Source organism: Acididesulfobacillus acetoxydans, assembly GCF_902729405.1.
Classification (GTDB): Bacteria; Bacillota; Desulfitobacteriia; order Desulfitobacteriales; family Desulfitobacteriaceae; genus Acididesulfobacillus; species Acididesulfobacillus acetoxydans.
Genome location: NZ_LR746496.1, coordinates 3,258,758 through 3,280,867 on the forward strand (window position 1 = coordinate 3,258,758; position 22,110 = coordinate 3,280,867).

At 51.2% G+C, this 22,110-nt stretch carries 21 protein-coding genes and 3 pseudogenes; 14 read left to right on the forward strand and 10 right to left on the reverse strand.

Features of this window, described 5'->3' with window-relative positions; translation table 11 throughout:
• Positions 1 to 763 precede the first annotated feature (763 nt).
• Positions 764 to 964 carry a hypothetical protein gene (locus tag MNU25_RS14500; RefSeq protein WP_240985716.1) on the reverse strand — a complete coding sequence of 67 codons (201 nt, stop codon included), beginning with the start codon at positions 962 to 964 and terminating at the stop codon, positions 764 to 766.
• 367 nt (positions 965 to 1,331) lie between these two features.
• Here MNU25_RS14500 and MNU25_RS14505 point away from each other — a divergent pair, with 367 nt between their 5' ends.
• Together MNU25_RS14505 and MNU25_RS14510 are read left to right on the forward strand one after the other, a co-directional pair.
• The gene (locus MNU25_RS14505) at positions 1,332 to 1,856 is read left to right on the forward strand and encodes a M56 family metallopeptidase (RefSeq protein ID WP_306425071.1); all 525 of its coding nucleotides are present in this window, start codon (positions 1,332 to 1,334) and stop codon (positions 1,854 to 1,856) included.
• On the forward strand, positions 1,759 to 2,973 hold the full coding sequence (locus MNU25_RS14510; RefSeq protein WP_240985717.1) for a M56 family metallopeptidase: 1,215 nt from the start codon (positions 1,759 to 1,761) through the stop codon (positions 2,971 to 2,973). Before MNU25_RS14505 ends, MNU25_RS14510 begins: the two co-directional genes overlap by 98 nt.
• Here MNU25_RS14510 and MNU25_RS20590 read toward each other — a convergent pair.
• Both MNU25_RS20590 and MNU25_RS14515 read right to left on the reverse strand, forming a co-directional pair.
• Positions 2,956 to 3,222 (reverse strand): annotated as a pseudogene (locus tag MNU25_RS20590) (zinc ribbon domain-containing protein); the annotation flags it as partial. The gene MNU25_RS14510 and the pseudogene MNU25_RS20590 sit on opposite strands and share 18 nt — an antisense overlap.
• Before the next feature lie 228 nt (positions 3,223 to 3,450).
• On the reverse strand, positions 3,451 to 3,804 hold the full coding sequence (locus MNU25_RS14515) for a hypothetical protein (RefSeq protein WP_240985718.1): 354 nt from the start codon (positions 3,802 to 3,804) through the stop codon (positions 3,451 to 3,453).
• Between the two features lie 447 nt (positions 3,805 to 4,251).
• Between MNU25_RS14515 and MNU25_RS14520 the strand changes: the two genes are divergently transcribed.
• Complete coding sequence (locus MNU25_RS14520; RefSeq protein WP_240985719.1) at positions 4,252 to 4,512, forward strand: AbrB/MazE/SpoVT family DNA-binding domain-containing protein; 261 nt, start codon at positions 4,252 to 4,254, stop codon at positions 4,510 to 4,512.
• On the forward strand, positions 4,512 to 4,778 hold the full coding sequence (locus tag MNU25_RS14525) for a type II toxin-antitoxin system RelE/ParE family toxin (protein ID WP_240985720.1): 267 nt from the start codon (positions 4,512 to 4,514) through the stop codon (positions 4,776 to 4,778). Before MNU25_RS14520 ends, MNU25_RS14525 begins: the two co-directional genes overlap by 1 nt.
• Here MNU25_RS14525 and MNU25_RS14530 read toward each other — a convergent pair.
• Positions 4,775 to 5,065 (reverse strand): hypothetical protein, encoded by a 291-nt coding sequence (locus MNU25_RS14530; RefSeq protein ID WP_261487348.1) that lies wholly within the window; start codon positions 5,063 to 5,065, stop codon positions 4,775 to 4,777. The two genes, MNU25_RS14525 and MNU25_RS14530, sit on opposite strands and share 4 nt — an antisense overlap.
• 562 nt (positions 5,066 to 5,627) lie before the next feature.
• On the opposite strand from MNU25_RS14530, the gene MNU25_RS14535 reads away from it, so the two are divergent.
• The 9 genes from MNU25_RS14535 (at position 5,628) to MNU25_RS14575 (ending at position 14,178) form a co-directional block, all read left to right on the forward strand.
• Positions 5,628 to 6,062 (forward strand): HutP family protein, encoded by a 435-nt coding sequence (locus tag MNU25_RS14535; RefSeq protein WP_240986871.1) that lies wholly within the window; start codon positions 5,628 to 5,630, stop codon positions 6,060 to 6,062.
• Positions 6,063 to 6,797: 735 nt separating this feature from the next.
• Positions 6,798 to 7,115 (forward strand): P-II family nitrogen regulator, encoded by a 318-nt coding sequence (locus MNU25_RS14540; protein ID WP_240985722.1) that lies wholly within the window; start codon positions 6,798 to 6,800, stop codon positions 7,113 to 7,115.
• Between the two features lie 186 nt (positions 7,116 to 7,301).
• Positions 7,302 to 7,685 (forward strand): P-II family nitrogen regulator, encoded by a 384-nt coding sequence (locus tag MNU25_RS14545; RefSeq protein ID WP_240985723.1) that lies wholly within the window; start codon positions 7,302 to 7,304, stop codon positions 7,683 to 7,685.
• Positions 7,686 to 7,839: 154 nt separating this feature from the next.
• Entirely contained in the window at positions 7,840 to 8,667 is an 828-nt protein-coding gene (gene nifH, locus MNU25_RS14550) for a nitrogenase iron protein (protein WP_240985724.1), read from the forward strand.
• 224 nt (positions 8,668 to 8,891) lie between these two features.
• The gene (nifE, locus tag MNU25_RS14555) at positions 8,892 to 10,139 is read left to right on the forward strand and encodes a nitrogenase iron-molybdenum cofactor biosynthesis protein NifE (RefSeq protein WP_240985725.1); all 1,248 of its coding nucleotides are present in this window, start codon (positions 8,892 to 8,894) and stop codon (positions 10,137 to 10,139) included.
• Positions 10,129 to 11,706 carry a nitrogenase component 1 gene (locus MNU25_RS14560; protein ID WP_240985726.1) on the forward strand — a complete coding sequence of 526 codons (1,578 nt, stop codon included), beginning with the start codon at positions 10,129 to 10,131 and terminating at the stop codon, positions 11,704 to 11,706. The genes nifE and MNU25_RS14560 overlap by 11 nt, the downstream gene beginning before the upstream one ends.
• A gap of 12 nt (positions 11,707 to 11,718) precedes the next feature.
• Complete coding sequence (gene nifX / locus MNU25_RS14565) at positions 11,719 to 12,144, forward strand: nitrogen fixation protein NifX (RefSeq protein ID WP_240985727.1); 426 nt, start codon at positions 11,719 to 11,721, stop codon at positions 12,142 to 12,144.
• 25 nt (positions 12,145 to 12,169) lie between these two features.
• Complete coding sequence (locus tag MNU25_RS14570) at positions 12,170 to 13,015, forward strand: radical SAM protein (protein ID WP_240985728.1); 846 nt, start codon at positions 12,170 to 12,172, stop codon at positions 13,013 to 13,015.
• Positions 13,016 to 13,056: 41 nt separating this feature from the next.
• Positions 13,057 to 14,178, forward strand: coding sequence for a homocitrate synthase/isopropylmalate synthase family protein (locus tag MNU25_RS14575; RefSeq protein WP_240985729.1), 1,122 nt, complete (start codon positions 13,057 to 13,059; stop codon positions 14,176 to 14,178).
• Between the two features lie 135 nt (positions 14,179 to 14,313).
• Here MNU25_RS14575 and MNU25_RS14580 read toward each other — a convergent pair whose 3' ends face one another.
• From MNU25_RS14580 to MNU25_RS14605, 6 genes and pseudogenes are all read right to left on the reverse strand, one after another.
• Entirely contained in the window at positions 14,314 to 15,288 is a 975-nt protein-coding gene (locus tag MNU25_RS14580; protein ID WP_240985730.1) for a phosphodiester glycosidase family protein, read from the reverse strand.
• Positions 15,289 to 15,544: 256 nt separating this feature from the next.
• Positions 15,545 to 15,953 (reverse strand): annotated as a pseudogene (gene tnpA / locus MNU25_RS14585) (IS200/IS605 family transposase).
• Positions 15,954 to 16,935: 982 nt separating this feature from the next.
• Complete coding sequence (locus MNU25_RS20595) at positions 16,936 to 18,528, reverse strand: M56 family metallopeptidase (protein WP_420838696.1); 1,593 nt, start codon at positions 18,526 to 18,528, stop codon at positions 16,936 to 16,938.
• Positions 18,529 to 18,759: 231 nt separating this feature from the next.
• Positions 18,760 to 18,945 (reverse strand): annotated as a pseudogene (locus tag MNU25_RS20600) (M56 family metallopeptidase); the annotation flags it as partial.
• Between the two features lie 148 nt (positions 18,946 to 19,093).
• A complete protein-coding gene (locus MNU25_RS14600) occupies positions 19,094 to 19,477 on the reverse strand; it encodes a BlaI/MecI/CopY family transcriptional regulator (RefSeq protein ID WP_240985731.1) in 384 nt (127 codons plus the stop codon).
• 199 nt (positions 19,478 to 19,676) lie between these two features.
• Positions 19,677 to 21,323: a GGDEF domain-containing response regulator gene (locus MNU25_RS14605; protein ID WP_240985732.1), complete on the reverse strand. Its 1,647-nt coding sequence runs from the start codon at positions 21,321 to 21,323 to the stop codon at positions 19,677 to 19,679.
• Between the two features lie 245 nt (positions 21,324 to 21,568).
• Here MNU25_RS14605 and MNU25_RS14610 point away from each other — a divergent pair, with 245 nt between their 5' ends.
• Entirely contained in the window at positions 21,569 to 22,012 is a 444-nt protein-coding gene (locus MNU25_RS14610) for an OsmC family protein (RefSeq protein ID WP_240985733.1), read from the forward strand.
• Positions 22,013 to 22,110 lie beyond the last annotated feature (98 nt).

The following is a 22,110-nucleotide window of genomic DNA, read 5'->3' on the forward strand; positions in this document are numbered from 1 at the left end:
CCGGGCAATATAAAAACGAGTGGAAGTAAGTTCCAACGGCTTGAAAAAACGATAAGCCCAATAGTACAACAACAGATTCATGACGTTCAGTATACTTCTCGGCGTGATTGCCCTCTTTAAAGCCACTGATTTTTAATCACTGGCTTTTTCTGTATCTAGGAACATCATAAATCTCTACAAATTGTCCGATGCCGCGGCAAAGACCATCATACATAAAGCCCTCATTTAGATTAGGTCCTTTAGTGTGAAAAGGCTTCCGAAAATGATTAAATATATCGCCATCTGGCGTTCCATTCTTACTATTTTTTCTTCACTGATCGGCATCCTTTCTTTAACCCACTTTATATACCACTTTTGGTAAGATAAGTACAAAAGTAATAAGCCTCCTCCGATAGGCCATAATCCCAAAGTCCACCACATAATCAAGAATAACACCTCAGTTCAACCTAAGAAGAATGAACACCGCTCAATTATCCAGGAATGCCTGGGCTGATTCCAGGGAAACCCATGGCCGCCAGTGGTATCGAACAAAGTTTCCGACGGGCCAAAAAGAAAGCTCAAATAGACTTTTGCCATCCTGACTCACCCCCTGACATTCAAAGGTATTCCCATTTTATGTCGAGGATAACTGTAGGTGTTTCGTAACGACAAAAGTTTTGCTGTTGACCAATTCTACAATTTGGTTGGAAATCCTGCAATCTAGCCAGGGCCAACAAAAATAAACGAGCGTTCATTTTGACGCACTCACTTGCAGGGGAACCATTCACTGGCTTATCTTATCATACTCTTCCAGCATGGTTTGCAGCCTCTCATACCGGGCCACCAGCGGGTCCATTCTCTCCTGGGCTTGTGCTTTGGTTAATCTCAGGCACATTAGTCTCTTCTGGTGGACCCGCAGGAGTTCTCGGTTGATGTCAAGCAGTTGTCGCAGGGTTTGGTGTTCCTCGTCCTCGTCCGTGTTCATAGCATCCCTCCTGTCTTGCGTGTTACTTTAACGGCTGAGGTGTGGCAAAGAAATGGAGTGGGAACGGCAAGCAACTTTCTTTTCCTATCTGTTATATCAAAATCATCCATCCCTGGGGGCTAAGCAATACCTTGCTGCATCGAAACCGCTAGAAATGATAATTTATACCACTTGACAGCGAGACTTCACTGGTGTAATCTTGGCTTAGACGACATTTGTAAGAAGGAGGCACTTTTAGATGAGCGCGGTCCTTTCATCTCTTGCTGACGAACTTTGTCAAGGATGAATACTTGTCTCCCCAAGAAATCGAAGATCTGAGAAACCTGCTGGATGCAAGGCTGGCGTAGGGGAAGGGATGTGACAGCAGATGGGTTTAGCAGGTCTCTTTCGTGGCGTTGTTTCTTTATCGCTCATGGGCAGCCTTTTAGCCCTGGGGATCTTGTTCATCCAGCGGCTGTTCCGGCAGAAGCTCAGTACCCATTGGCATTACGCCCTTTGGTTTGTGCTGATTTTGCGGTTACTCATCCCCTGGACACCGCCCAGTTCATTCAGTGCATTTAATCCCTGGTTGCCCCTGCAGCAAACCCTACATTTTCGACCCTACCCTCCTCATCCTCACCCCACACAAATCTCGCACCCACACTACCGCCCCCCCACACGACCCAACCTCTGCCGGGAAGTAGTCCTCGCTCAGCCCACTCCGCCGGGAACCTCCCCAGCCCAGCCCCGACCGGTCAAACATTCGGGCAAAACTTCGGCACAGCCGCTCTTGTCTGGTTGGCTGGAGTTTTGGGTTGCGCTACATTTTCTTACACGAACTGAGCCATCTAAAAAGACGAGACCACTGGGTCAATGCCGGGGTTACGTTGGTACAAGTCATCTATTGGTTTAATCCGCTCATCGGGTACACGCTCCGGCACATGAAGCAGGATTGTGAAATGGCCTGTGACGCCACGGCCCTGGCTTCCGTCAGGCCGGAAGAACATAAGCAATATGGGCAGACGGTTATCCGTCTTTTGCAACTCCTATCTGAACCTCATTGGGCTCTGGGAACGATTGGTTTCGCCAATAAATTTAACAAGAGGATAATTATCATGATTTTGACTTTCAAAAAAGCAACCGTGAAGTGGACGGTCGCAGCCCTGGCTTTGACCTTGGTCGTGGGGTGTTCGAGCCTGAACAATCCTATTGCCTCAACGGTCAGCGCCCCAGGCCAAACCGCTAATGCCGCGACTCATCTGACCAAGACTACAAGCGCCAATCACACACAGTCACCGGGCCTAACCCCGCCAACAGCAAACCCTGCAACCAGTAACCACACAAAATCACCATACATAACCGCATCTGTATCAAATTCCGCGACTCCTAATTCTCAGGCCGGAACTCCGAATCCACAAAGGAGTATTGAAACCCCACACGGGGTGGTATGGAACCCCAGTCCATCAATGAATAGCAACGGCTCGCCTGTACCTTCGCTTCTTACTCCGTTTTCTTTGTATCTAAGCCCGAAAAACACCAGACAATTACAGACATCGTCTGCTGAGAAGATTCTCACTCTACCGTTGACAGAAAATACTCCGGTAGGTCAATTCTGCGTTTACCTCAGTAATTACTTTTACAGTGACAATTGGATCGTTTATTCCATATATCTCATGAAGCCGAGGATGGCTCAGCCCTATATCAGCCAATTGCGTGCAGTAAATTTAGATAACAAAAGGGATGTGTTGATCACAGACTTTCACGATGCAGGTGGAAATTTCTTCGCTGTAGGTTCGGACAATAACTTGATTTTATTCTCACAAAAGTCTCCAGGCCCTGGTGTGACCTATCTCAAGCAGGTAAATATGTTTAATCTTGACAACGGTCAAAAAGAGCCGGTTGACACAAAGGAGCTGAAAGTAATCCCTGAGAAAAGTATTTTAGAATACCCAAAAGATGGTCAGACACTGACTTTTCAATTGCAATTAAGTTCTAGCATATACGCATTTGATTCAACTACCCCTGACTAAAGTCAGAGGATTGCGGCTTTCCTCCACCGGGTCCGGCCCAGTATCATTGGAATCCACATCAGGGACGGTTGAAACGCGCCCCGTAATCGTCCGGTCCTGCCGGGCAACCAACGTTCTAAGCCTTACATTACGTCCGCCTACCAAGTCAGCATGCAGCGTATAACCGCAAGCTTCGCAGGTGAAGAGCAGTCCCTTTCCTGGCCGGTTGTTCTTGCTCGTATGCTCGCAACGGGGGCATGCTTGGCTTGTATAATGGGCATCCTAGCGGGTAGCGTACCCTCCGTACAGCGATGACTTATAGAGCGCATAGCGACATCAACACCCTGCACTAGAGTCATATCGTTTAAGTCAACGCCTTGCTCACGTGTGATCGGGACGATCAGATATAACGCCTTGCGTCTTTTATCATACCAGAGCTTGGCAGTGCCAATTTTCCACTCGCCCGAACGCAAGCGCTCAACGTGAGGAGTCCACCCCTCATAAGCAACGCGAACTCGGCCTTCCAAATGTATTGACCGAGGCCGTTTGGTTCTTGCCGAACGAATAATCCCTGCCGTAGACCATTTCAGTCGTGCGCGATTTGAATTCGGGAGCTTTCTCCAAACCGTGGTAATATTTCTTGGTGTACCCAAGTTTGCGATGCTCGGCGTTTTGTTTTATTTTTGTCCACTCTCCTTGGTAAGTGGACGCGACTCTGCGAATCGCCGATTGAGCCAACTGAGACGGAAGATTATACCGGATACGCAATTCTCTGTAGAGCAGATCGTTTAACTTTCGCTTATTAGCGCGCTTGTCAAGCTGGGTAAAAGCGTATCGACTAACATAGTTCATCGCATCCCTGTAGGAGTCCATCGTGCGGAGTAGCAGTGCTTTTTGTTCGTAGTTTGCGGAAAGGTTTAGTTTTATAGACAACGTGAGACTGTCTTTAACTACATAGGGTTCATTCAGTATTTCACCCCCTTCCACCCCTTCCTAAATTATACAAAACAATGGTTGAAGATGTAAAGGGGCGGCCTTTCCCCTCCTCAATGAATTCAGAAGTATCCAATCCCCATCCATGAGATTTTAAGGCCAAAAGTTCACCCCGCGGATTGCACAAATCGTTCGACGGCTTTCGCGTTTCGCGGGTTTTTATCCCTGACAGGCGGACGCACAACTTCGGTCCAAAATGGCCCGAGGTAAATTTATTTTTTTCTGTTGATATCTTTTGAAAAATAGCATATACTGTTGGTAGGAAAGTAGGAAAGTAGGACGTTTCATGCTGGGAGTTGATAGAGTATGTTAGCCGAATTTCGGGCCAAATCACAAATCACCATACCCAAAGAGCTTGTGGATAAATTGGGCCTCTCCGAAGGCGACAAAATGGAGATTTACGAGCGGGACGGTATGATTTGCATCGTGCCGGTGGCCGTGTATCCCAAGAAATATCTGAATGAGCTTCGGGAAGAAATTAAAGAAACAAAAGCGAAAATTGCCTCTGGTGAACAGCCCGTTTTTGATAATGTGGATGCGCTGTTCGCAAAGCTGGAGGGAAACTGATGGCGTACCGATTTACCTTCACCCGTCGTTTCCAGAAGCATTTCAAATCGCTGACCGAACAAGAAAAGAAGCAGCTTATGAACAAGCTGGAGCTACTGTCAGAGAATCCGATGCATCCTTCCTTGCGGTCTAAGCGCATTCAAGGGGCTGAGGATTTATTCGAGTGCAGCGTCAACATGGATATTCGTATCGTCTGGTATTACGAGGGTGACACCATGATTATCCTTGTTGACGTTGGGCATCACGATATACTAAAGCAGTTTTAGTATCTTGCGGTGCGCATGACTTTACCTTTAAACGTTTGCCCTTGGATACTCTGGATTTCAATCCCATTGTCTCGAGCGGCCGGCACCTGTTTACTGACAACATTGTTTTGGGTATTCACGCCCAACGCGCTGTGACCGTCCAGAATACGCTTGAGTTCATCAATTTCAGTCTCTGAGCGTTCATCCTCTGCCAAGACGTTCATCAAAAGGAGATTAAGAGAACCGTCATAGACCTTTTTGAAAAACAATCTTCGCTCTTCTCTTCTGTATTCTTCTCGGGTCAACATGGGTCTGCAAACAGGGGAGATGAACTTTTTTCAATGGCAATTGCAAATGTTTACGACAGCCCCGGCTGCTTTAAAATTCCAAAGGCAAATAGCCGTCATCGGCGCCAATATAGAAGACTAAGTCCATCATCTTTTCCCGAACCTTGGTGGCCGGTAGATTGTCTTAAGTCGAATTTAGCGAGACGACTGGCTGCGGCAAGCAAAAAGCGGCAGTGCCATTGAGGTTCAGAGCTCCTATGCTATCCATGAGAGAAACTCAGGGTGCGAATACAAAGATTACCTGAGCGCAAGCTAAACCCCGCATTTTGCCGATGGGAGGCTCAATTTGCCCACATCTGCCAAATTGCCACAGATGACAAACGATACGCTCAGGTCTATAATATTCATCATACTAACTGATTGGGCAACGACGCCGTGCAGATGCGAATATCGCAACTTGCGGCGTTTTTTTCTTTCCCTATCAGTATCAGAAGTGCAACCCCGGCTTCCCCTGCGCGAAGCCCGGCGCTCACCCCGTTTCCTTATATTCCAGCGGAAGGAGGATGGCTCTCAAGTGCGATCGATCCCGGTGGAATCTGACAACAAATTCTCTCTCGAACGGGCTGCCTTGCTCTTGGCTTTAACCGAAACCCGGCAGGAGGAAAATGACTTAAGAGAACATTACACCGTTCAGGAGAGAATCACCTGTGGCGTTACCGAAACCGGCGGAACGGTTGCCGCTTTACAGCATACGGGAAAACTGACAAATTCTGTGCTCTCAACCGGCCTTAACACCGGAGTGATCCACAAAGACGCCAAACAGATCCACGCGTTGGTACACGCGGCTTTGGAAGCCAGCAACAGCATTTTTATTCATACCAACGGCAATGCCAGTTTTGCCCTGAAAATCGGTTTGACCACCGACGGAGACTGGCTGGCCGTGGCCATCTTCGGTCGTTCCTCCCTGCACCCTCTCTCCGAGCATTGCCGGGTAGGATTGGGCTACATGCATCTCTGAGCGAAGGCTCAGCCGGAAACAGGATTCGTCCAAGGGGAGATTCCTATCCCCCTGTCCCCGGACACCACGGGAGCGAACCCCATACCCAATGAATGTAGCTTCATCAGAGGATGAAAGTGCCCTCGAAGCCTGTAAGCACCGATAGACGTAGAAGCTTTCGTGCTTCGGACTTCGATTTTCCGAGGAGAAGTTTGTCAGCAGGGCAGCAGCCACCTTCAATCCTTACCGCGAGACAAGAGCCGGAGTGAATAACCGATGTCTGACCGGACCTTGAAAGAAGCAAAATGCTATTCGGGATTGGGACACAGAGAATACAGAGGAATGACAAAATAGATAGACAGAGATAGACAGAGATCGGCAGAGAATAGAGAAAGAGAAAGAGACAGAAACAGAGGAAGAAACAGAGAAACGAACCGGCCTTCACAAACCTCAAAACAGTAACAAGTTATCACTTGCGACTTATAGCTGAGACGGGCACCTGAGAACCTCAGGAGCGTCAGAGAGTAAAGAGAGAGCCCTTAAACCTTTTGTTTAGGGGCTCTCTTTGTCTTTTGCCCCGGTTGTCTTCCCATGGTCATTGGACGAGTTCACTCAGACAGATTGAGGGGAGGCCGAATTTAAGGAGGTGATGTGGAGAAGTGCCAAAGCGCACGAACAAGTTGTCGGCGCAAGAAGGTACCAAGAAGGGACACAGCCCGGAAGTACACTAACGGGAGAAGGCAGGAGGTAAAGAAAATGAAAATGATCAGAGCGATTATCCGTCCGGAAAAAGCGGACACCGTCGCTGAAGCTTTAGCCGCGAACGGGCTCCCCTCCCTGACGAAAGCGCACGTTTTCGGACGGGGAAGAACCAAAGGTATCCGCATAGGGGATGTGGTCTATGATGAGTTTCCCAAAATCCTGCTCCTCATGGTGGTGGAGGATGAGCAGGTGGATCAGGCGGTAGGCATCATCAACACCACCGCGCGCACAGGAACCATGGGAGACGGCAAGATCTTTATCTCCCCGGTGGAAGAAACCTATACCATCAGCAGTGGAAGTAAAGGGTTATAGGGAAAGTCGGAAGCGCCACGAGAAGGCGGGACCGAGCGGAACAACGTGCGACCGGGCGGGATAACGCGAGACCGCAGGGCAATGCGGCGGCAAAACAAAGAACACCCCGCGCAAAGACCTTTTCCCGCGAAAGGCTAAACCAGACCAACCCAAATGACCGTCAGAGAGGAGTGCCGAAAATAGATTATGAAAGAAATCATGGCTTTTGTGCGCCGGCATCAGGTGCCGGCCACCAAAAAGGCCCTGGAGGACGCCAACTTCCCGGCCCTGACGATTCAAAGTGTGGAAGGGCGGGGAAAACAGGGCGGGATCGGCGGTTGGGCTGCCGAAGTCGATCCGGAACTCAATCGGGTCCTCACAGCGGAAACGGCCGCTGAGGCCCGCATCAACTGGATTCCCAAAAGGATGTTGACTTTGGCAGTGCAAGACGAAGAAGTGCAAAAGGCAGTACAAATCATCATCAGCGCCAACCAGACGGGGCATATGGGCGACGGCAAAATCTTTGTCTGTTCGCTGGCAGACACGCTCCGAGTGCGCACGGGCGAAAACGGCCCGGCGGCAGTGACTTGATGGAACAGGTTCGTCGGCTCCGTTGCCGGCGGAAACCGGGGCCGGCAAAACGAGAATAGCACAAAGGGTATAGCACAACGAAACCGGACCGTCGGCACATCACCGGTGGATAGGGATTAAATAACAGACAGGAAAGCGCAGAGGAGATGTTATCATGCGGCAAGTAGCCATTTACGGTAAAGGCGGGATCGGAAAATCAACCACCACTCAGAATACCGTGGCGGCTCTGGCGGAAATGGGCAAAAAAGTGACGATCGTAGGTTGTGACCCCAAAGCGGACTCCACCCGCTTAATCCTGCACAGCAAAGCTCAAACCACAGTCATGGACCTAGCCCGGGAAAGGGGTTCTGTCGAAGAACTGGAACTGCATGAGGTTCTGGTGGAAGGGTACGCCGGGATTCGCTGTGCCGAGTCCGGCGGTCCGGAACCGGGCGTGGGCTGTGCCGGGCGGGGTGTGATCACCGCCATCAATTTCCTGGAGGAAAACGGCGCTTATACAACGGATACGGATTATGTGTTTTACGACGTTCTGGGAGACCTGGTCTGCGGCGGCTTTGCCATGCCGATCCGGGAAAACAAGGCCCAGGAAATCTATATTGTGACCTCCGGTGAAATGATGGCCATGTATGCGGCCAATAACATTGCCAAAGGGATTCTTAAATATGCCCTGACCGGAAGCGTACGTTTGGGCGGACTCATTTGCAACAGCCGCAAGGTGGATAAAGAGTATGAACTGATTGAAGAATTGGCTAAGCGCCTGAATACGCAAATGATTCACTTCCTGCCCCGGGACAACCAGGTGCAGCGGGCCGAAGTGCGCAAGATGACCGTCATCGAATACAGTCCCGATCATCCGCAGGCGGACGAGTACCGGGCCCTGGCTCGCAAGATGGACCAGAACACCTCTCTTAATATTCCCAGCCCCATGACAATGGATGAATTGGAAAACCTGCTCATGGCTTACGGCATCATGGAAGAATAGGTCGTATGCACTTCCGGATCAATACCTTTCCACACCCCTAGCGAATTGAAAGGACTGGGTGATAGTCATGGAAGACACGGGACCCGGCTCGGCGGCACGCCTTCAGCTCAGCCAAAAAGCCGTGGAAGAAGTTTTAAAACTCTATCCGGAAAAAGCCCGTAAGAACCGGAGCACTCATTTGACGGTCAAGGACGGGAACTGCCCCGAGTGCACCCTCAAATCCAATGTCAAATCCGATAACCGACGCGGCCCATCTGATTCACGGTCCCATTGCCTGTGCCGGCAATTCCTGGGATAACCGGGGAGCCCTCTCCACCGGCTCCCAACTTTACCGGCGCGGCTTTACCACAGATTTAGGTGAAAACGATGTCGTCTACGGGGGAGAAGAAAAACTCTATCAGGCCATCCTTGAGATCTCCGCCAAACATCGACCCCAGGCGATTTTCGTCTACAGTACCTGTGTCTCCGCTCTCATCGGGGATGATTTAGCCGGAGTCTGTGCCCGGGCCCAGAAAAAAGTCTCCCTTCCCGTCATCCCAGTCGATGCTCCAGGCTTCCTGGGGGACAAGAACATCGGCAACCGCATTGCCGGTGAGACGCTTTGGCAGCGAGTGATTGGCAGCAAGAACGCGGGCGCCCCGAAAATACCCCGTTCCATTAATTTAATCGGAGAATACAACATCGCCGGGGACCTAGGCGGGATCCTGCCGGATCTAACGAAGCTGGGCATTAAGCTGCAGACGGCGATTACCGGAGATGCCCGTTATGCCGATTTGACTCAAGCCCACCGGGCCGCTCTCAATGTCCTGGTCTGCTCGAAAAGTCTGACAAATCTGGCCTGTTCTTTGCAACAGCAGTGGCAAACTCCTTATATTGAAGCCTCCTTTTACGGCATTGAGGACACCTCCCAGGCCTTGCGCAACATCGCGCGGGGTTTGGGTGACCGGGGATTGTCGGGCCGGACTGAGGAATATATCCGCCGCCAAGAGAAAGAAACCCGGCAGGCGATCGCCCCTTACCGGGAGCGCCTGCAAGGCAAAAGAGCCGTTCTGTTTACGGGAGGGGTGAAAACATGGTCCATGGTTTCCGCTTTGACCGAACTCGGAATTACCATTCTGGCCGGAGGGACGCAGAATTCCACACCTGCGGATTTCGAACGCATGAAGGCCCGGCTGGATCCGGCAGCCCGGATTATCGAGGACACCAGCGCCGTCGGATTTTTGACTCTGATCCGCGAGAAGAAGCCGGATTTGCTGGTCGCCGGAGGCAAAATCAAGTACTTGGCCCATAAAATGCGCTTACCGTTCCTGGATATCAACCATGGACGGAAACGTCCTTATGCCGGGTATCCGGGCATGATAACCCTGGCGGAAGCGATAGCCAGAACAGTTTTCAGCCCGGTCTGGGATCTCAGCCGCCGGCCCTATCCCCCCGCCCGCGGCGGCGAAGGAGGAAATGAAAATGTCGTATGAAGCACAACGCCACCTTGAATGCCACCCGGAATATCGTCCGGAAAGCCACCCCAGGGGCGAGCGCACCGAACGCCATTATCAGGGAAACCCGCAAAAAAACAGCCCCTCCCTGGGAGCGACTCTGGCCTTTCTGGGCATGAACGGCATGCTGGCCCTCCTGCACGGCTCCCAAGGCTGTTCCACTTTCATCCGCCTGCAACTCTCCCGGCATTTCAAAGAACCCATCCCTCTGAACTCCACCGCTATGACTGAGGAAAATCTGGTCTTTGGCGGCTGGGAACAGCTTCAGAAAGGAATCACCCAAGCCGTGGAAAAATTCCACCCGGAAATTGTCGGTGTCATGAGTTCAGGTCTCAGTGAAACCATGGGTGAAGACATGGCCGCCGCCCTGCGGACTTGGCGCAGAGACCGGCCGGAACTGGCCGGAGTACCGGTTGTGACTGTCAGTACCCCGGACTATATAGGATCCATGCAAGAGGGCTATCGCCTGGCGGTGACCGCTCTGCTCGCTTCTCTCCGGCCGAAAGAGCCGGAGAAAGGAACGGGGACGGAAAGGGTGGAGACGGAAAGCCCGGCAAGTGAACTCGTTCAACTAAAGTTGAATGAACCTACCCCGGAAATCAGAGACCAGGGATGCCGGAAGTCAGAGATCAGAGGCCAGAGTAAATGTACTTTTAGGTCAGAGCCCGGAAACCAGAGTGAATGTACTCTTACCTCCGCCTTTTCCCGGAAAACTGCCCTTGTCCCAGACGTAATCCTTCTACCCGGCTGTCACCTGACACCCGCCGACGTGGAGGAGTTGAAAGAAACCGTATCTCTTTTTGGCCTGCAACCACTCGTCCTGCCGGATTTGTCCACATCCTTGGACGGTCACCTGGAATCTGAACCCAGCGCTGTCGTCCAGGGAGGAACCACGCTCTCCCATCTGAAACGCCTGCCCCAAGCCGTGGCTGTTTTTTCCTTCGGCTTGAGCCTGGTTCAACCGGGAGATTATCTCCGGGACACTTATGGAGTTCCTCATTACCCCATCCCTTCCCTGACAGGTTTAGAGGCTACCGATCGCTTCTTGCTGGCCCTGGCCTCTTTCAGCGGTCAACCGGTGCCGGAACCGTTGTTGCGGCAAAGAAGCCGCCTGCTCGATACCATGGCAGATTATCACGACCGGCTGGCCGGCCTGCGCGTGGCCCTGGCTTTAGAATCGGACCTGTTATATTCTCTGAGTTTAGCCTTGGCCGAAACCGGGGCCGAGATCTCCCTGGCCTTGGCAGCCACTCCTGAGGGGAGAAAGAATTTCCCGGCCACAATCCCCTTCCGGGTAGGAGATTTAGAGGACCTGGAAGACTTGGATAACTTGGGGGAATTGGCGCATCCTGCCACGCCCGGAAAATCCTTTAATCTGATCATTGCCAATTCCAACGGACGTCAGGCGGCAAAAATCTTGCAATGCCCCCACCTGCGGGCCGGATTGCCGGTCTTCGACCGCGCCGGCTACCCTCAAAAACTCTGGACCGGGTACCGGGGCAGTCAAAATTTCCTTTTCGATGTTCTAAACACTATGTCTGGATAGGAGGAATGTATCATGATTAGGGTTGCTTTTTGCAGTCAAAGCGGACAGTATGTCGATGCTCATTTTGCCTCCTGCCCTTATCTTTTCATTTATGAGATAGGCCCTCAGGGCAGCAGGCAGTTGGAACAAATCAGCTTTTCCGGGACGGAACAGGGAGAAGACGATCGGGTGGCCAGGCGCCTGCAAGCTTTGCGAGGTTGTTCTTTTCTCTATTGCGGCCAAATTGGGGGTCCGGCGGCGGCCCGCTTAGTACAGAACGGTATCTATCCCCTTAAAGTTGAAGCGCACACAACGATCGCTGCAGCGGGGGACCGTCTGGAAAAGCTTTTGCAAACCAACCCGCCTCCCTGGCTGAAGAAGCAGATGCTCCGGGAACCCGTGGTCGCGCGGGAAACGTACACCGACGTCGGGGAAGATGTAATGCTCAAAATCCCATAATTTACGATTGAAGGAGGCTCCGCACATGGCTAGTCATTGTCTGGAAACCGGAAACAGAATTTACACCGCTACGCCCGAGCCAACGGAGCATCCTTGTTTTTCCCCGGACGGACACGGTCGAGCCGGGCGGATTCACCTGGCGGTAGCAGCGGAATGCAATATCTCCTGCAACTACTGTGTGCGCAAATATGATTGTGCGAATGAGTCCCGCCCCGGAGTGACCAGCAAGCTTATCGGGGCTGAGGAAGCCATACGGGTAGTACAGGAAGCAAAACTCTCTTCCCTGGGAGCCTATCTGCACGTGGCCGGAATTGCCGGCCCCGGTGAGCCGCTCGCCAACCCGGAAACCTTTGCTACCCTGGCACTGCTCAAAGACAAGTTTCCGGAAATGAAACGCTGTCTGAGCAGCAACGGTCTGTTGTTGCCGGAAAAATTGCCGGAACTCCTGGCCTTGGGACTTTCCCATATTACTGTGACTCTCAATACGCTGGACACGCCTTCGGCCCTACAGATCTACGGTTATGTACGCTGGCAGGGACAGACCCTGATCGGGCGGCCGGCAGTCACAATGCTTCTGGAGAATCAGCTGCTGGGAATCGAACAAGCAGTCCGGGCCGGGCTCCACGTCAAAGTCAACACCGTGGTAATTCCCGGAATCAATGACACCCGGCTCACGGTCCTGGCCCGGGAGATCAAGCAAAGAGGGGTGGAAATTCATAACCTGCTCCCCCTTATCCCTCAGGGAAAGTTTGCCTTGCGCCCGGCGCCCCGTCCCGCCGATATGCACCATTACCGCCAAGAATTGGGCCGCGTTCTTCCCCAGATGAGCCACTGCCGGCAATGCCAGGCCGATGCCATCGGCCTAGTGTGATAAAAACTATGGTATGAGACTAAGCTGGGCAGGTGAAAGTGATGAATGACAATATCATACTCTGTGACACAACTTTACGGGACGGAGAGCAGACTCCGGGGGTGGCCTTTACCTATGCGGAAAGGGAAATGATCGCCCGGGCTCTAACGGACGCCGGTATCGATGAGTTGGAAGTAGGTGTTCCGGCCCTGGGAACGGATGAGGTAGACGTTATCCGACAACTGGTCTCCCTGCGCTTGCCCGTACGCATGCTCACTTGGAACCGGGCGGTGAAAGCCGATCTGGAAGCCAGTTTCCGCAGCGGCTGCGCCGGGGTGTCCATTTCCGTTCCGGTCTCGGAACAGCAGATGAGCCGCAAATTGAAAAAAAGCCCGGCCTGGGTGCTGGAACAGATGGGACAATGCGTTTTACGGGCCAAACAAGATGCGGATTACGTCTGTGTGGGCTTGGAGGATGCCAGCCGGGCTTCGGCGGATTTTCTGCTGAAGGTTTGCCGGGAGGCGGAACAACTGGGAGTTAATAGAATCCGACTGGCCGATACCCTGGGCATCCTGACGCCTCTGGAACTCGCCCACCGCTTGAGCGGTCTGCCGTCAGAACTCAGCGTTCCTCTGGAGTTTCATGCTCACAATGATCTGGGCCTGGCCACAGCCAATGCCGTAACCGCAGTTCAATGCGGATTCCGCGCCGTCAGTGTCACGGTGGGCGGCTTGGGAGAAAGGGCCGGAAACGCCGCTCTGGAAGAAGTGGCTGTCATCTTAAAACAGATGTTACAAAAGAAGGTCCGCTTCAATCTCCGTCGCTTGGGAACCATCTGTTTCATGCTCAGCCTGGCGACTCACAGGGAAATTCAAAGAAATAAACCCATTTCCGGACAAGACGTTTTCACGCATACCTCTTCCCTGCTCATTGACGGCATAAAGAAAGACCCCGCCAATTACGAACCTTTTCCTCCGGAAAAGGTATCACGCCGGCATTCCCTGGCTCTCGGCAAATATTCAGGGGTTAAAACTCTAAACCGGTTGCTGGAGCAAAACGGCATCTTTTTGAATAACGAACAAATCGACGAGACGATCAAAAAGGTCAGGGCCCTGAGTACGCGTTTCAAAAGGCCCCTACGATCACAGGAAATTATCGAGAATTGTTGCCGGGCCAGGCACTGAAAGTCTGATTCACTCAAGGGAATACGGCAGACAACGATCTTTGCGGATCCCAACCATGTTGTTCAGGTGAAGTCCAGAAGAGCTAACCGGCGCTCTATGCGCCCGGACCTGCCCCAGTGTCAGGATAGTGTATCCCTATTTAGGCATGACCACAAAACCCGTCGCAACATAGCGCTCCTGAAAAATATCGCACGGACGGTTAATCACTTTTCCCTGATAAACCATTTCCGCGGAAGACCCGCCGTCTAGGTTGACGGCATTAATCGCGTGGTATTCCAGAAAGACGTTCATCAAATCGCGCCCAGTCGCTCCCCAACTCCAACCCGGCTCGCGCCCGTCAATAACGACGAAGATAATCGTTCCATCCGCTGTCTGCCCAATTCCCGTCCTGGGGGCAATACCGATACCGCCATCTCCCTCGATAACCGGTGTCCCATTCTTGATCAGAGTCGGACCATAGAAAGTCACGGCTTCTTGAATGTGCTTGGCGACCAGTTCGTCCGCCGACATGGGGGCTATGATCAATTTTCCCTGGCTGTCAATGCCAATCACTTGGTGCACAACGGCCTTTCCGGCACTGTTATAGACGAGCTTACCGTCGTGGACGGTCAGCCCTTCGGGAAAAGACCCGTTCCCTTTACCATTCGGATCATTGAAACCGCCGGCGTTGATTCCGGCAAGCGCCCCGGTTTGCTTGACGAAACTCGTTATCCGTTCTCCCGCTACTCCCGGCTGATTGGTCATGACAGCTTTGACCCGTTTCGGATCTTTAATCAGCATGACCTTCCCTTTGAAAGAATGACCTTGGATGTTCTGGATTTCAATGCCGCTATTCGGGTCGGTCGCCACCTGCTCCCTGACCACGTGACTTTGGGTGTTCACTCCCAAACTGTCGTACTCACGTGTTATCTCATCAATTTGAGCCTGGGACAGAAAAGCCCGCACCACCTGCGGGTGGCGGGACAGCGCAATTGAACCCACTGTCATGACCTTCAGGGCTTGAAAAGGACCATAAAAAACGATGAGGGGTGCCAGTAAGGCAGCAAAGACAATATTGAAACCCACAAAACTCATGAACCTTTTCCCGCTGAATCTTACCCTGCGTTTCATTTTCGGCCCTGTCCTCCTGCACAAAAGACTCCACATACTCCGCTTTTCCAGCCCTAAGCTCCTGATCTTCCCATGTTAAATGCCACATCCCTCGTACATAAATATTGGATATCGTTGTCAGTCACGCTACCACTCCTTCAAGGGGTGGCTTCATTTTGCCCTATAAGGGCATGTTACTGGCTACGCCTGCGCCTGAAGGCGTGGTTTCGCAAGCCATTGTCGCTTGCTACCCCTATAGGGGTCTTATGATTGCTTCTTACCTATCTTCGGTTTGATCTGCTTCAAGCTGATTCTTGATGTACCTTTTGATCTCTTCCTCATTCCGTCCGACCGTATTGACGTTTGACAGAACACCTCTTCGTTCAAAATGCCGATTGCCCTTTTGCTTATACTCTGGGTGCTAATCAAAAATCATTAATATTAATGCGCTTTTCCCTTTTAAGTACCCCATAAATTCGGAAACACTCAGCGTAGGCGGGATCTTTACATATTGATGCACTTGATCTTACACTAGATTGAAACATCTTTATACTCGCCTGGTTTTTGATGATCTCTCAGATATCGGCTCTCAGTTCCCCGTCCATCTCTTTTCGTCTGTATTTCGGAAGGAACATTATGTGATACGTGCAGTCCCACTTCGTATGTGATAAACTTGAATTATCCATTTTGATGCCCTCCTCTACTACTGATTTTGACTTGCGAAACCTTAGTCGCTAGAGCAGAGGAGAGCTACATTATCATGTTCCCCGTTACTTTCTATTCTGGTCTCCCACGCATAGCGTGGGACTTAAGCTCAAATTAGAAAGTGTAAGGTGGAACCTCCAAATAGGTCGCTGATCCATACTCATAACTGCCATCATATGCCTGGAATTCACACCAATTACCGGAACCATCAGAAGAGCTAACGGTTGTAATTGCATCCCCAGTCTGTCCGTAATCTATGCCAAATTTAATTGGGTAGTTTAGTCCAGGGCCGGTACGGGTATTTAAGTACGGATCCGCCGTGCACTTAACCTCCCCAGAATAGCCTACCCATGGCTGTTGCGGCGACACAAACTGTGGATTCGTTTTCCCTTGAGTTGATAATTTATTATGCGATGATACTTGAGTATTAGTAGTTGATGCAAGAGATGTAGAAGTGGAAGCGAACATCAAGCAAATAGCCAAAGCTGTAGATATAGCCAGTAGGCGCCTAACATTCATTGTGAATCCCCCTCTCAACGTACTCACTGATTCAGTCACTAATTCAGTGAGATCACTCCTTCGGATTTGGCATGGTCGCAGCTAATGAATCTTTAGACAAATCGCTAAGCGAAGTTTCTGTTTCTCCTTCCTAATTAATTAGTGTTCAGTGCGGAAATTCAAATACTTAGGGGATGAGTATAATGGAACGGAACCCTCCTCCCTTCCTTAAAATCTCCCTTCACAAACACCCCCAGTAGGTGTAGTATTGTGTAGTATTAACTTACCTACTATTTGTGTAGGGGCCAGCGCCTCCAGATCATTTGCTACTTTTCGGGTGTAAATGGTCTGGAGGCGTCCCTATTTAATTGGCATCAGCCAACTAAACACCAGTATTATGGGTTCGGGAGCGCCTTTATTGCGTATATTCCAAATGTATGGAAGCACAGAACACATCTACTTCCCTTAGCTTGCTTTTCCCGCCTGCGGCATCACGACAAAGGCGGTGGGCACACGGCGTTCCCCAAAAATATCCCACAGGTGGTTAATCACTTTTCCCTGATAAACCATTTCCGTGGAGGACCCGCCGTCTAAGTTGACAGCATTAATCGCGTGGTATTCCAGAAAGACGTTCATCAAATCGCGCCCAGTCGCTCCCCAACTCCAAGTCGGCTGGCGCCCGTCAATAACGACGAAGATAATCGTTCCATCCGCGGTCTGCCCAATTCCCGTCCTGGGGGCAATACCGATACCGCCATCTCCCTCGATAACCGGTGTCCCATTCTTGATCAGAGTCGGACCATAGAAAGTCACGGCTTCTTGAATGTGCTTGGCGACCAGTTCGTCCGCCGACATGGGGGCTATGATCAATTTTCCCTGGCTGTCAATGCCAATGACTTGGTGCACAACGGCCTTTCCGGCACTGTTATAGACGAGCTTACCGTCGTGGACGGTCAGCCCTTCGGGAAAAGACCCGTTCCCTTTACCGTTCGGATCATTGAAACCGCCGGCGTTGATTCCGGCAAGCGCCCCGGTTTGCTTGACGAAGCTCGTTATCCGTTCTCCCGCTACTCCCGGCTGATTGGTCATGACAGCTTTGACCCGTTTCGGATCTTTGATCAGCATGACTTCACCTTTAAACGTTTGCCCTTGGATACTCTGGATTCTAATCCCATTGTTCGGAGCGGCCGGCACCTGTTTACTGACAACATTGTTTTGGGTGTTCACGCCCAATGCGCTGTGACCGTCCTTGCCGGAACCCGAACCGGAGTCTGCGCCGGCTGACTTGAGATTGGCACCCTGGGCCTGACTTGTGTGCAAAGACTCTGCGGAGCTATTGGGAGCCCTTGTCAACAGGATGACACCCAGAACCATTAGCAGGGCCACTCCCAGTGCAACTCGCATTGCGGAACCTTTCTTGAAAGAAGAGATCATGATAATTCTCCTTTTCATTCTCGATGGTTTTCCCAGGATACCCATGCCTCCCGGAAAACCCTGAGGCTTAGCGATCTGCAGCAGATGAATCATTGTATAGCCATAATGGGAACGTTCCGTGGGATCCAGATGGGATAGCACCCGTGCATCACACGCCATCTCGATATCCTGGCGCATGAGGTAGAAAGCGTACCAAACCAGGGGATCGAACCAATAGATCCCTTTTAAGAAGACCATAAGCCCGTTAACCAGAAAATCCCTTTGCCTATAATGCACCAACTCGTGCAGGAAGATATGCTTCAACTCATGCGGATTTATTTGGTCCGGGAGTCCGGCGGGGAGCAAGAGAGTGGGCCTGAGGAAGCCGAAAAGCACAGGCATCCGAACCAGGGGACTGATGCGCAGACGAATATCGGCCTTAAGATTGAGAATGCGCTTGGATCGCTCAAGCAGCTCTCTTTCGAATTCTTGAGGTTCCCGAGCGGTTTTCTCGACTCTCAGAAACAAACGCCCGTTCACGAATATAACATAGAGCCCAAAAAGCATTGCCCCTGCCAGCCACACAAGCAAAGCGGACAGAGCCATCTGGCCGGCGTCTACGGGCCGCCCCATGGTTTGCGCCATGGTATGTCCTCGGCTGTCACCTGGCCTAGCAACGGCTTCTCCCTGGCCTTTCCCTCCGGTTTGACCTGATCGGGAGAGAGGGTCGGTCAGTCCCTGACCCGAAACGGCGACCCGGGGCTGAGTGATGCCTGAGGCAGGAACGGCTGCCGCCCCGATCTTCTCCGTGAAGTTCTTTCCTGTTGGAGCCAGAAGATATGTTTTTGCAAGCACATCTCCGAACGCCGGTACAATATTCAGCACGCTGAGAGAACTTGCGGGGGCAAGCGGGATGGCTAAGCGTACCAGGAGAAGAAACCAGATCCAATAATGCCAGGAAGGCGGCATCTGACTCTTAAAGAGCCATTTCAGCCCCAAAATAATCGGCACGATGAGACAAGCCATTAGTGAAGAATACAATACCCAGTGAAAAGGCGTCATCAGAAGGTCCAACACGCTACCCTTCCTTCACTCTCTACTCTTCCTTCACTCTCTACTCTTCCGTCACTCTACTCTTCCGTTACTCTACTCTTCCGTTACTCTACTCTTCCGTTACTCTACTCTTCCGTTACTCTACTCTTCCGGTATTCTATCCCTCCTTATTCCCGCCTTTTTCCAGAATACGCTTGAGTTCGTCGATTTCAGTCTCTGAAAGTTCGTCCTCTGCCAAGATGTTCATCAGAAGGAGATTGAGAGAACCGTCATAGACCTTTTCGAGAAACGACCTTCGCTCTTCTCTTCTGTATTCTTCCCGGGTCAACATGGGCCTGCACACAAAAGGAGATGAACTTTTGTCAATGGCAATTGCTTTCTTGCTGACCAGCCTGCTGATAAGCGTGTAGACCGTGGTCGGCTTCCAACCCGTGCTTGAGCGCAAGATCTCGACGACTTCCATGGCTGTGATGGGAGCTTTTTCCCACAGTACGTTCATGACCTGCCATTCCGCATCCGAAATTCTCGAAGTTTTATTCAAGGCACATCACCTCTACATATTTAGAATACGGGGTTATTCTACACCAATAGAAATCGACTTGTCAACACGGAGTTGCCGGGGTTCTTGCGCAACGGGGTTATGTCCATGTAGTCGCTCAGTGTTAGTTTGCCTCCCTGTTTCCTCTCGGAACAAGCAGGGAAAACGATCTGCCTTCGTGCCGCCCCAGAAATGTTTCCGCTCAGCCTTCACAGGAGAGATGGCGAACGCAGTTTCTTCCCTCTTTTTTCGCTTGGTATAATAAATCGTCGACCCGTCGGAGTAAAGAATCGCTTGTATCCGAAAGGCAAAATTCCGCGACACCAAAGCTGGCGGTTACCGAGCCTACGCCTTCGAACGGCAAGTGGGACAATCTTTCTCTTAAGTCCTCCGCCACCGTTAGAGCTGACTGAACCGTCGTATCCGCCAGCAAAACCATAAATTCTTCCCCACCCCACCGGGCTAAAGAATCTACCTTGCGAATCCTCTCTTGCACCATGGTCACGGTACCACAAAGCACACGGTCTCCAGCCTCATGGCCATAGGTATCATTGATTCTCTTAAAATGATCAATATCGAACATAGTTAGGGAGAAAGGAATGCCACTTCTGTTCTTGCGCTCAATTTCCCGCTTGATAACTTCGACAAAATAACGCCGATTGTACGCCCGGGTCAAAGGGTCCGTCACCGACATCCGGCGCAATTCTTCTTCCATTTTTCTCTTTTCCGTGATGTCGCGCAAAATGGAGACCGCGTGCCAACCATGACTTTGGGGCAAAGCGCTGAGAGACATCTCAATGATGATTTCCCGCCCTTCTTTCGGCCAAGCCTCAAGTTCCGTGATTCTATTCACAAAATTTCCCCGCCCAGTTCTTTGAAAGCGGGCAAATCCCTCGTTGTGGGCTGTACGATGGCGTTCCGGGATAATCCTCTCTATGTGCGCGCCGAGCATCTCGGCTTCCGAATAGCCTAACAATCGTTCAGCCGATGGGTTCCAGAAAATAACATGGTCTTGCTCATTAAGCATGATAATGGCTTCCTGAGCCGCCATGGTAATGTTGCGAAGCCTGGCTTCACTCTCCCTCAATTCCGCCTCCATTTTCTTCTGTTCAGTAACATCGAAAATAATGGAGTAAAGCAACTCTTGACTCTGAATCCGCATCGGATAAGAAAAGACCTCCACATTGCGGACTTCCCCGGTGGCTTTCCGGTGCGAAAAAACAAAAGAACTAAATTTCCCGTCAACCGCCAGCTGCAGATATTTTGCCAATTCCACCTGAGGTAAGGCACTTAGAGCATAGATCGTCATCTCCCGCATTTTTTCCGGGGGATAGTCATAAAATTGGCAGGCCGCACGATTGGCCTCCAAAATACGCCCGCTGTGCGGCTGGATGAGCAGCATCATCGCGCCGTGATTGAAGAACATGGTCTTAAATTTCTCGGCACTTTCTTTTAATTCTTTGTGTGCTTCGGATAAAGCCAGCGCCATTTTAATGGAAGAAAGCAGGACAAATTCCCCTGAGTCCTTGACGACATAACCATAATAAGCGATCGTATGCACTCTTTCCAATATGGACCGCCCCGTACATGCCGAAAGAAAAACAATGGGCAGATCTTTCACGCGCAGGATTTCTTCCGCCACTTGGATACCATCCAGGCCTCCCTCAAGTTCGACATCGATCAGTGCCAGGTCGATTGTTTCGTCAAGCGCTATCTGGGTGAGTCCCTCTGCGCCCGTCCGTGCCGTAATAACTTCATAGCCCGCATTCCGTAGCAATTTTTCTTCGACTTTCGCTTGGAACCTGCTATCTTCCAGTAACAGGATTTTCTTGCCCCCAGGATCAATCATACTCGGTCCCCCTACCCCATCCAAATGCCTGTCCATCTTCGATATTGACCACGCTTGGTACTCACGCTTGGGTCCTGGGACCTTCGTCCAAGAATCCCTATGGTAATATTCTGTGGGCTTCCGCCGAATTCCTTCCTATTATAATTCCCTTTATGAATGTTGCATGAATTTTAAGCAACGGACTCATACTAAAGCCTGGAACTTAAAGCAGCTCTCAAGGGAAACGGCATGGAGAGGTGAGTAGTATGGCAATAGGTATCTTCAAATCCACAGTCCGTTGGGATCGGCACGGACTTCAATGCACGGGGGACATCCGGGGCAAGAAATTCGTCATTGACGAGCCGGAAGAACTGGGTGGCACTGATCAGGGGCCCAATCCGGTCGAATATGTGTTGGGGGCTTTAGGTGGATGCCTAAACATTCTCATCACTTCCTTCGCCCCGAAATATCAAGTAGAAATCGACGATGTCACGGTTTACGTCGAAGGAGATTTAGATCCCGATGGTTTTACGGGCAAAAACCCGGCTGTGCGGCCTGGTTTTCAGCAAATCCGTTATAAGATAACGATTGACTCCCCATCTCCGGAAGCCAATATCCAGAAATTGCTGCAACATGTCGAAACCGTCTGTCCGGTAAAAGATACACTGAGCGGGGTGCCTGTACTACAAATATTGAATGAACAGGCATAAGGAGCGAATAGGGACAATCTCCCGGGACAATCTTCGGAGACCCACTGATCAGGCGGCAACGTGTTCCTACCGTGTCCGCGAAGGCGCGATACAGGGGT

Bases quoted from the DNA above. Each gene is read 5' to 3' on its own strand.
- MNU25_RS14575 (WP_240985729.1), top strand. From the start codon at position 13,057: ATGAATGACAATATCATACTCTGTGACACAACTTTACGGGACGGAGAG.
- MNU25_RS20595 (WP_420838696.1), bottom strand. From the start codon at position 18,528: ATGGCGCAAACCATGGGGCGGCCCGTAGACGCCGGCCAGATGGCTCTG.
- MNU25_RS14570 (WP_240985728.1), top strand. From the start codon at position 12,170: ATGGCTAGTCATTGTCTGGAAACCGGAAACAGAATTTACACCGCTACG.
- nifH (WP_240985724.1), top strand. From the start codon at position 7,840: ATGCGGCAAGTAGCCATTTACGGTAAAGGCGGGATCGGAAAATCAACC.
- MNU25_RS14610 (WP_240985733.1), top strand. From the start codon at position 21,569: ATGGCAATAGGTATCTTCAAATCCACAGTCCGTTGGGATCGGCACGGA.
- MNU25_RS14515 (WP_240985718.1), bottom strand. From the start codon at position 3,804: ATGAACTATGTTAGTCGATACGCTTTTACCCAGCTTGACAAGCGCGCT.
- nifX (WP_240985727.1), top strand. From the start codon at position 11,719: ATGATTAGGGTTGCTTTTTGCAGTCAAAGCGGACAGTATGTCGATGCT.
- MNU25_RS14580 (WP_240985730.1), bottom strand. From the start codon at position 15,288: ATGAAACGCAGGGTAAGATTCAGCGGGAAAAGGTTCATGAGTTTTGTG.
- MNU25_RS14560 (WP_240985726.1), top strand. From the start codon at position 10,129: ATGTCGTATGAAGCACAACGCCACCTTGAATGCCACCCGGAATATCGT.
- MNU25_RS14545 (WP_240985723.1), top strand. From the start codon at position 7,302: ATGAAAGAAATCATGGCTTTTGTGCGCCGGCATCAGGTGCCGGCCACC.
- MNU25_RS14525 (WP_240985720.1), top strand. From the start codon at position 4,512: ATGGCGTACCGATTTACCTTCACCCGTCGTTTCCAGAAGCATTTCAAA.
- MNU25_RS14605 (WP_240985732.1), bottom strand. From the start codon at position 21,323: ATGATTGATCCTGGGGGCAAGAAAATCCTGTTACTGGAAGATAGCAGG.
- MNU25_RS14505 (WP_306425071.1), top strand. From the start codon at position 1,332: ATGGGTTTAGCAGGTCTCTTTCGTGGCGTTGTTTCTTTATCGCTCATG.
- MNU25_RS14500 (WP_240985716.1), bottom strand. From the start codon at position 964: ATGAACACGGACGAGGACGAGGAACACCAAACCCTGCGACAACTGCTT.
- MNU25_RS14520 (WP_240985719.1), top strand. From the start codon at position 4,252: ATGTTAGCCGAATTTCGGGCCAAATCACAAATCACCATACCCAAAGAG.
- nifE (WP_240985725.1), top strand. From the start codon at position 8,892: ATGTCAAATCCGATAACCGACGCGGCCCATCTGATTCACGGTCCCATT.
- MNU25_RS14530 (WP_261487348.1), bottom strand. From the start codon at position 5,065: ATGTTGACCCGAGAAGAATACAGAAGAGAAGAGCGAAGATTGTTTTTC.
- MNU25_RS14540 (WP_240985722.1), top strand. From the start codon at position 6,798: ATGAAAATGATCAGAGCGATTATCCGTCCGGAAAAAGCGGACACCGTC.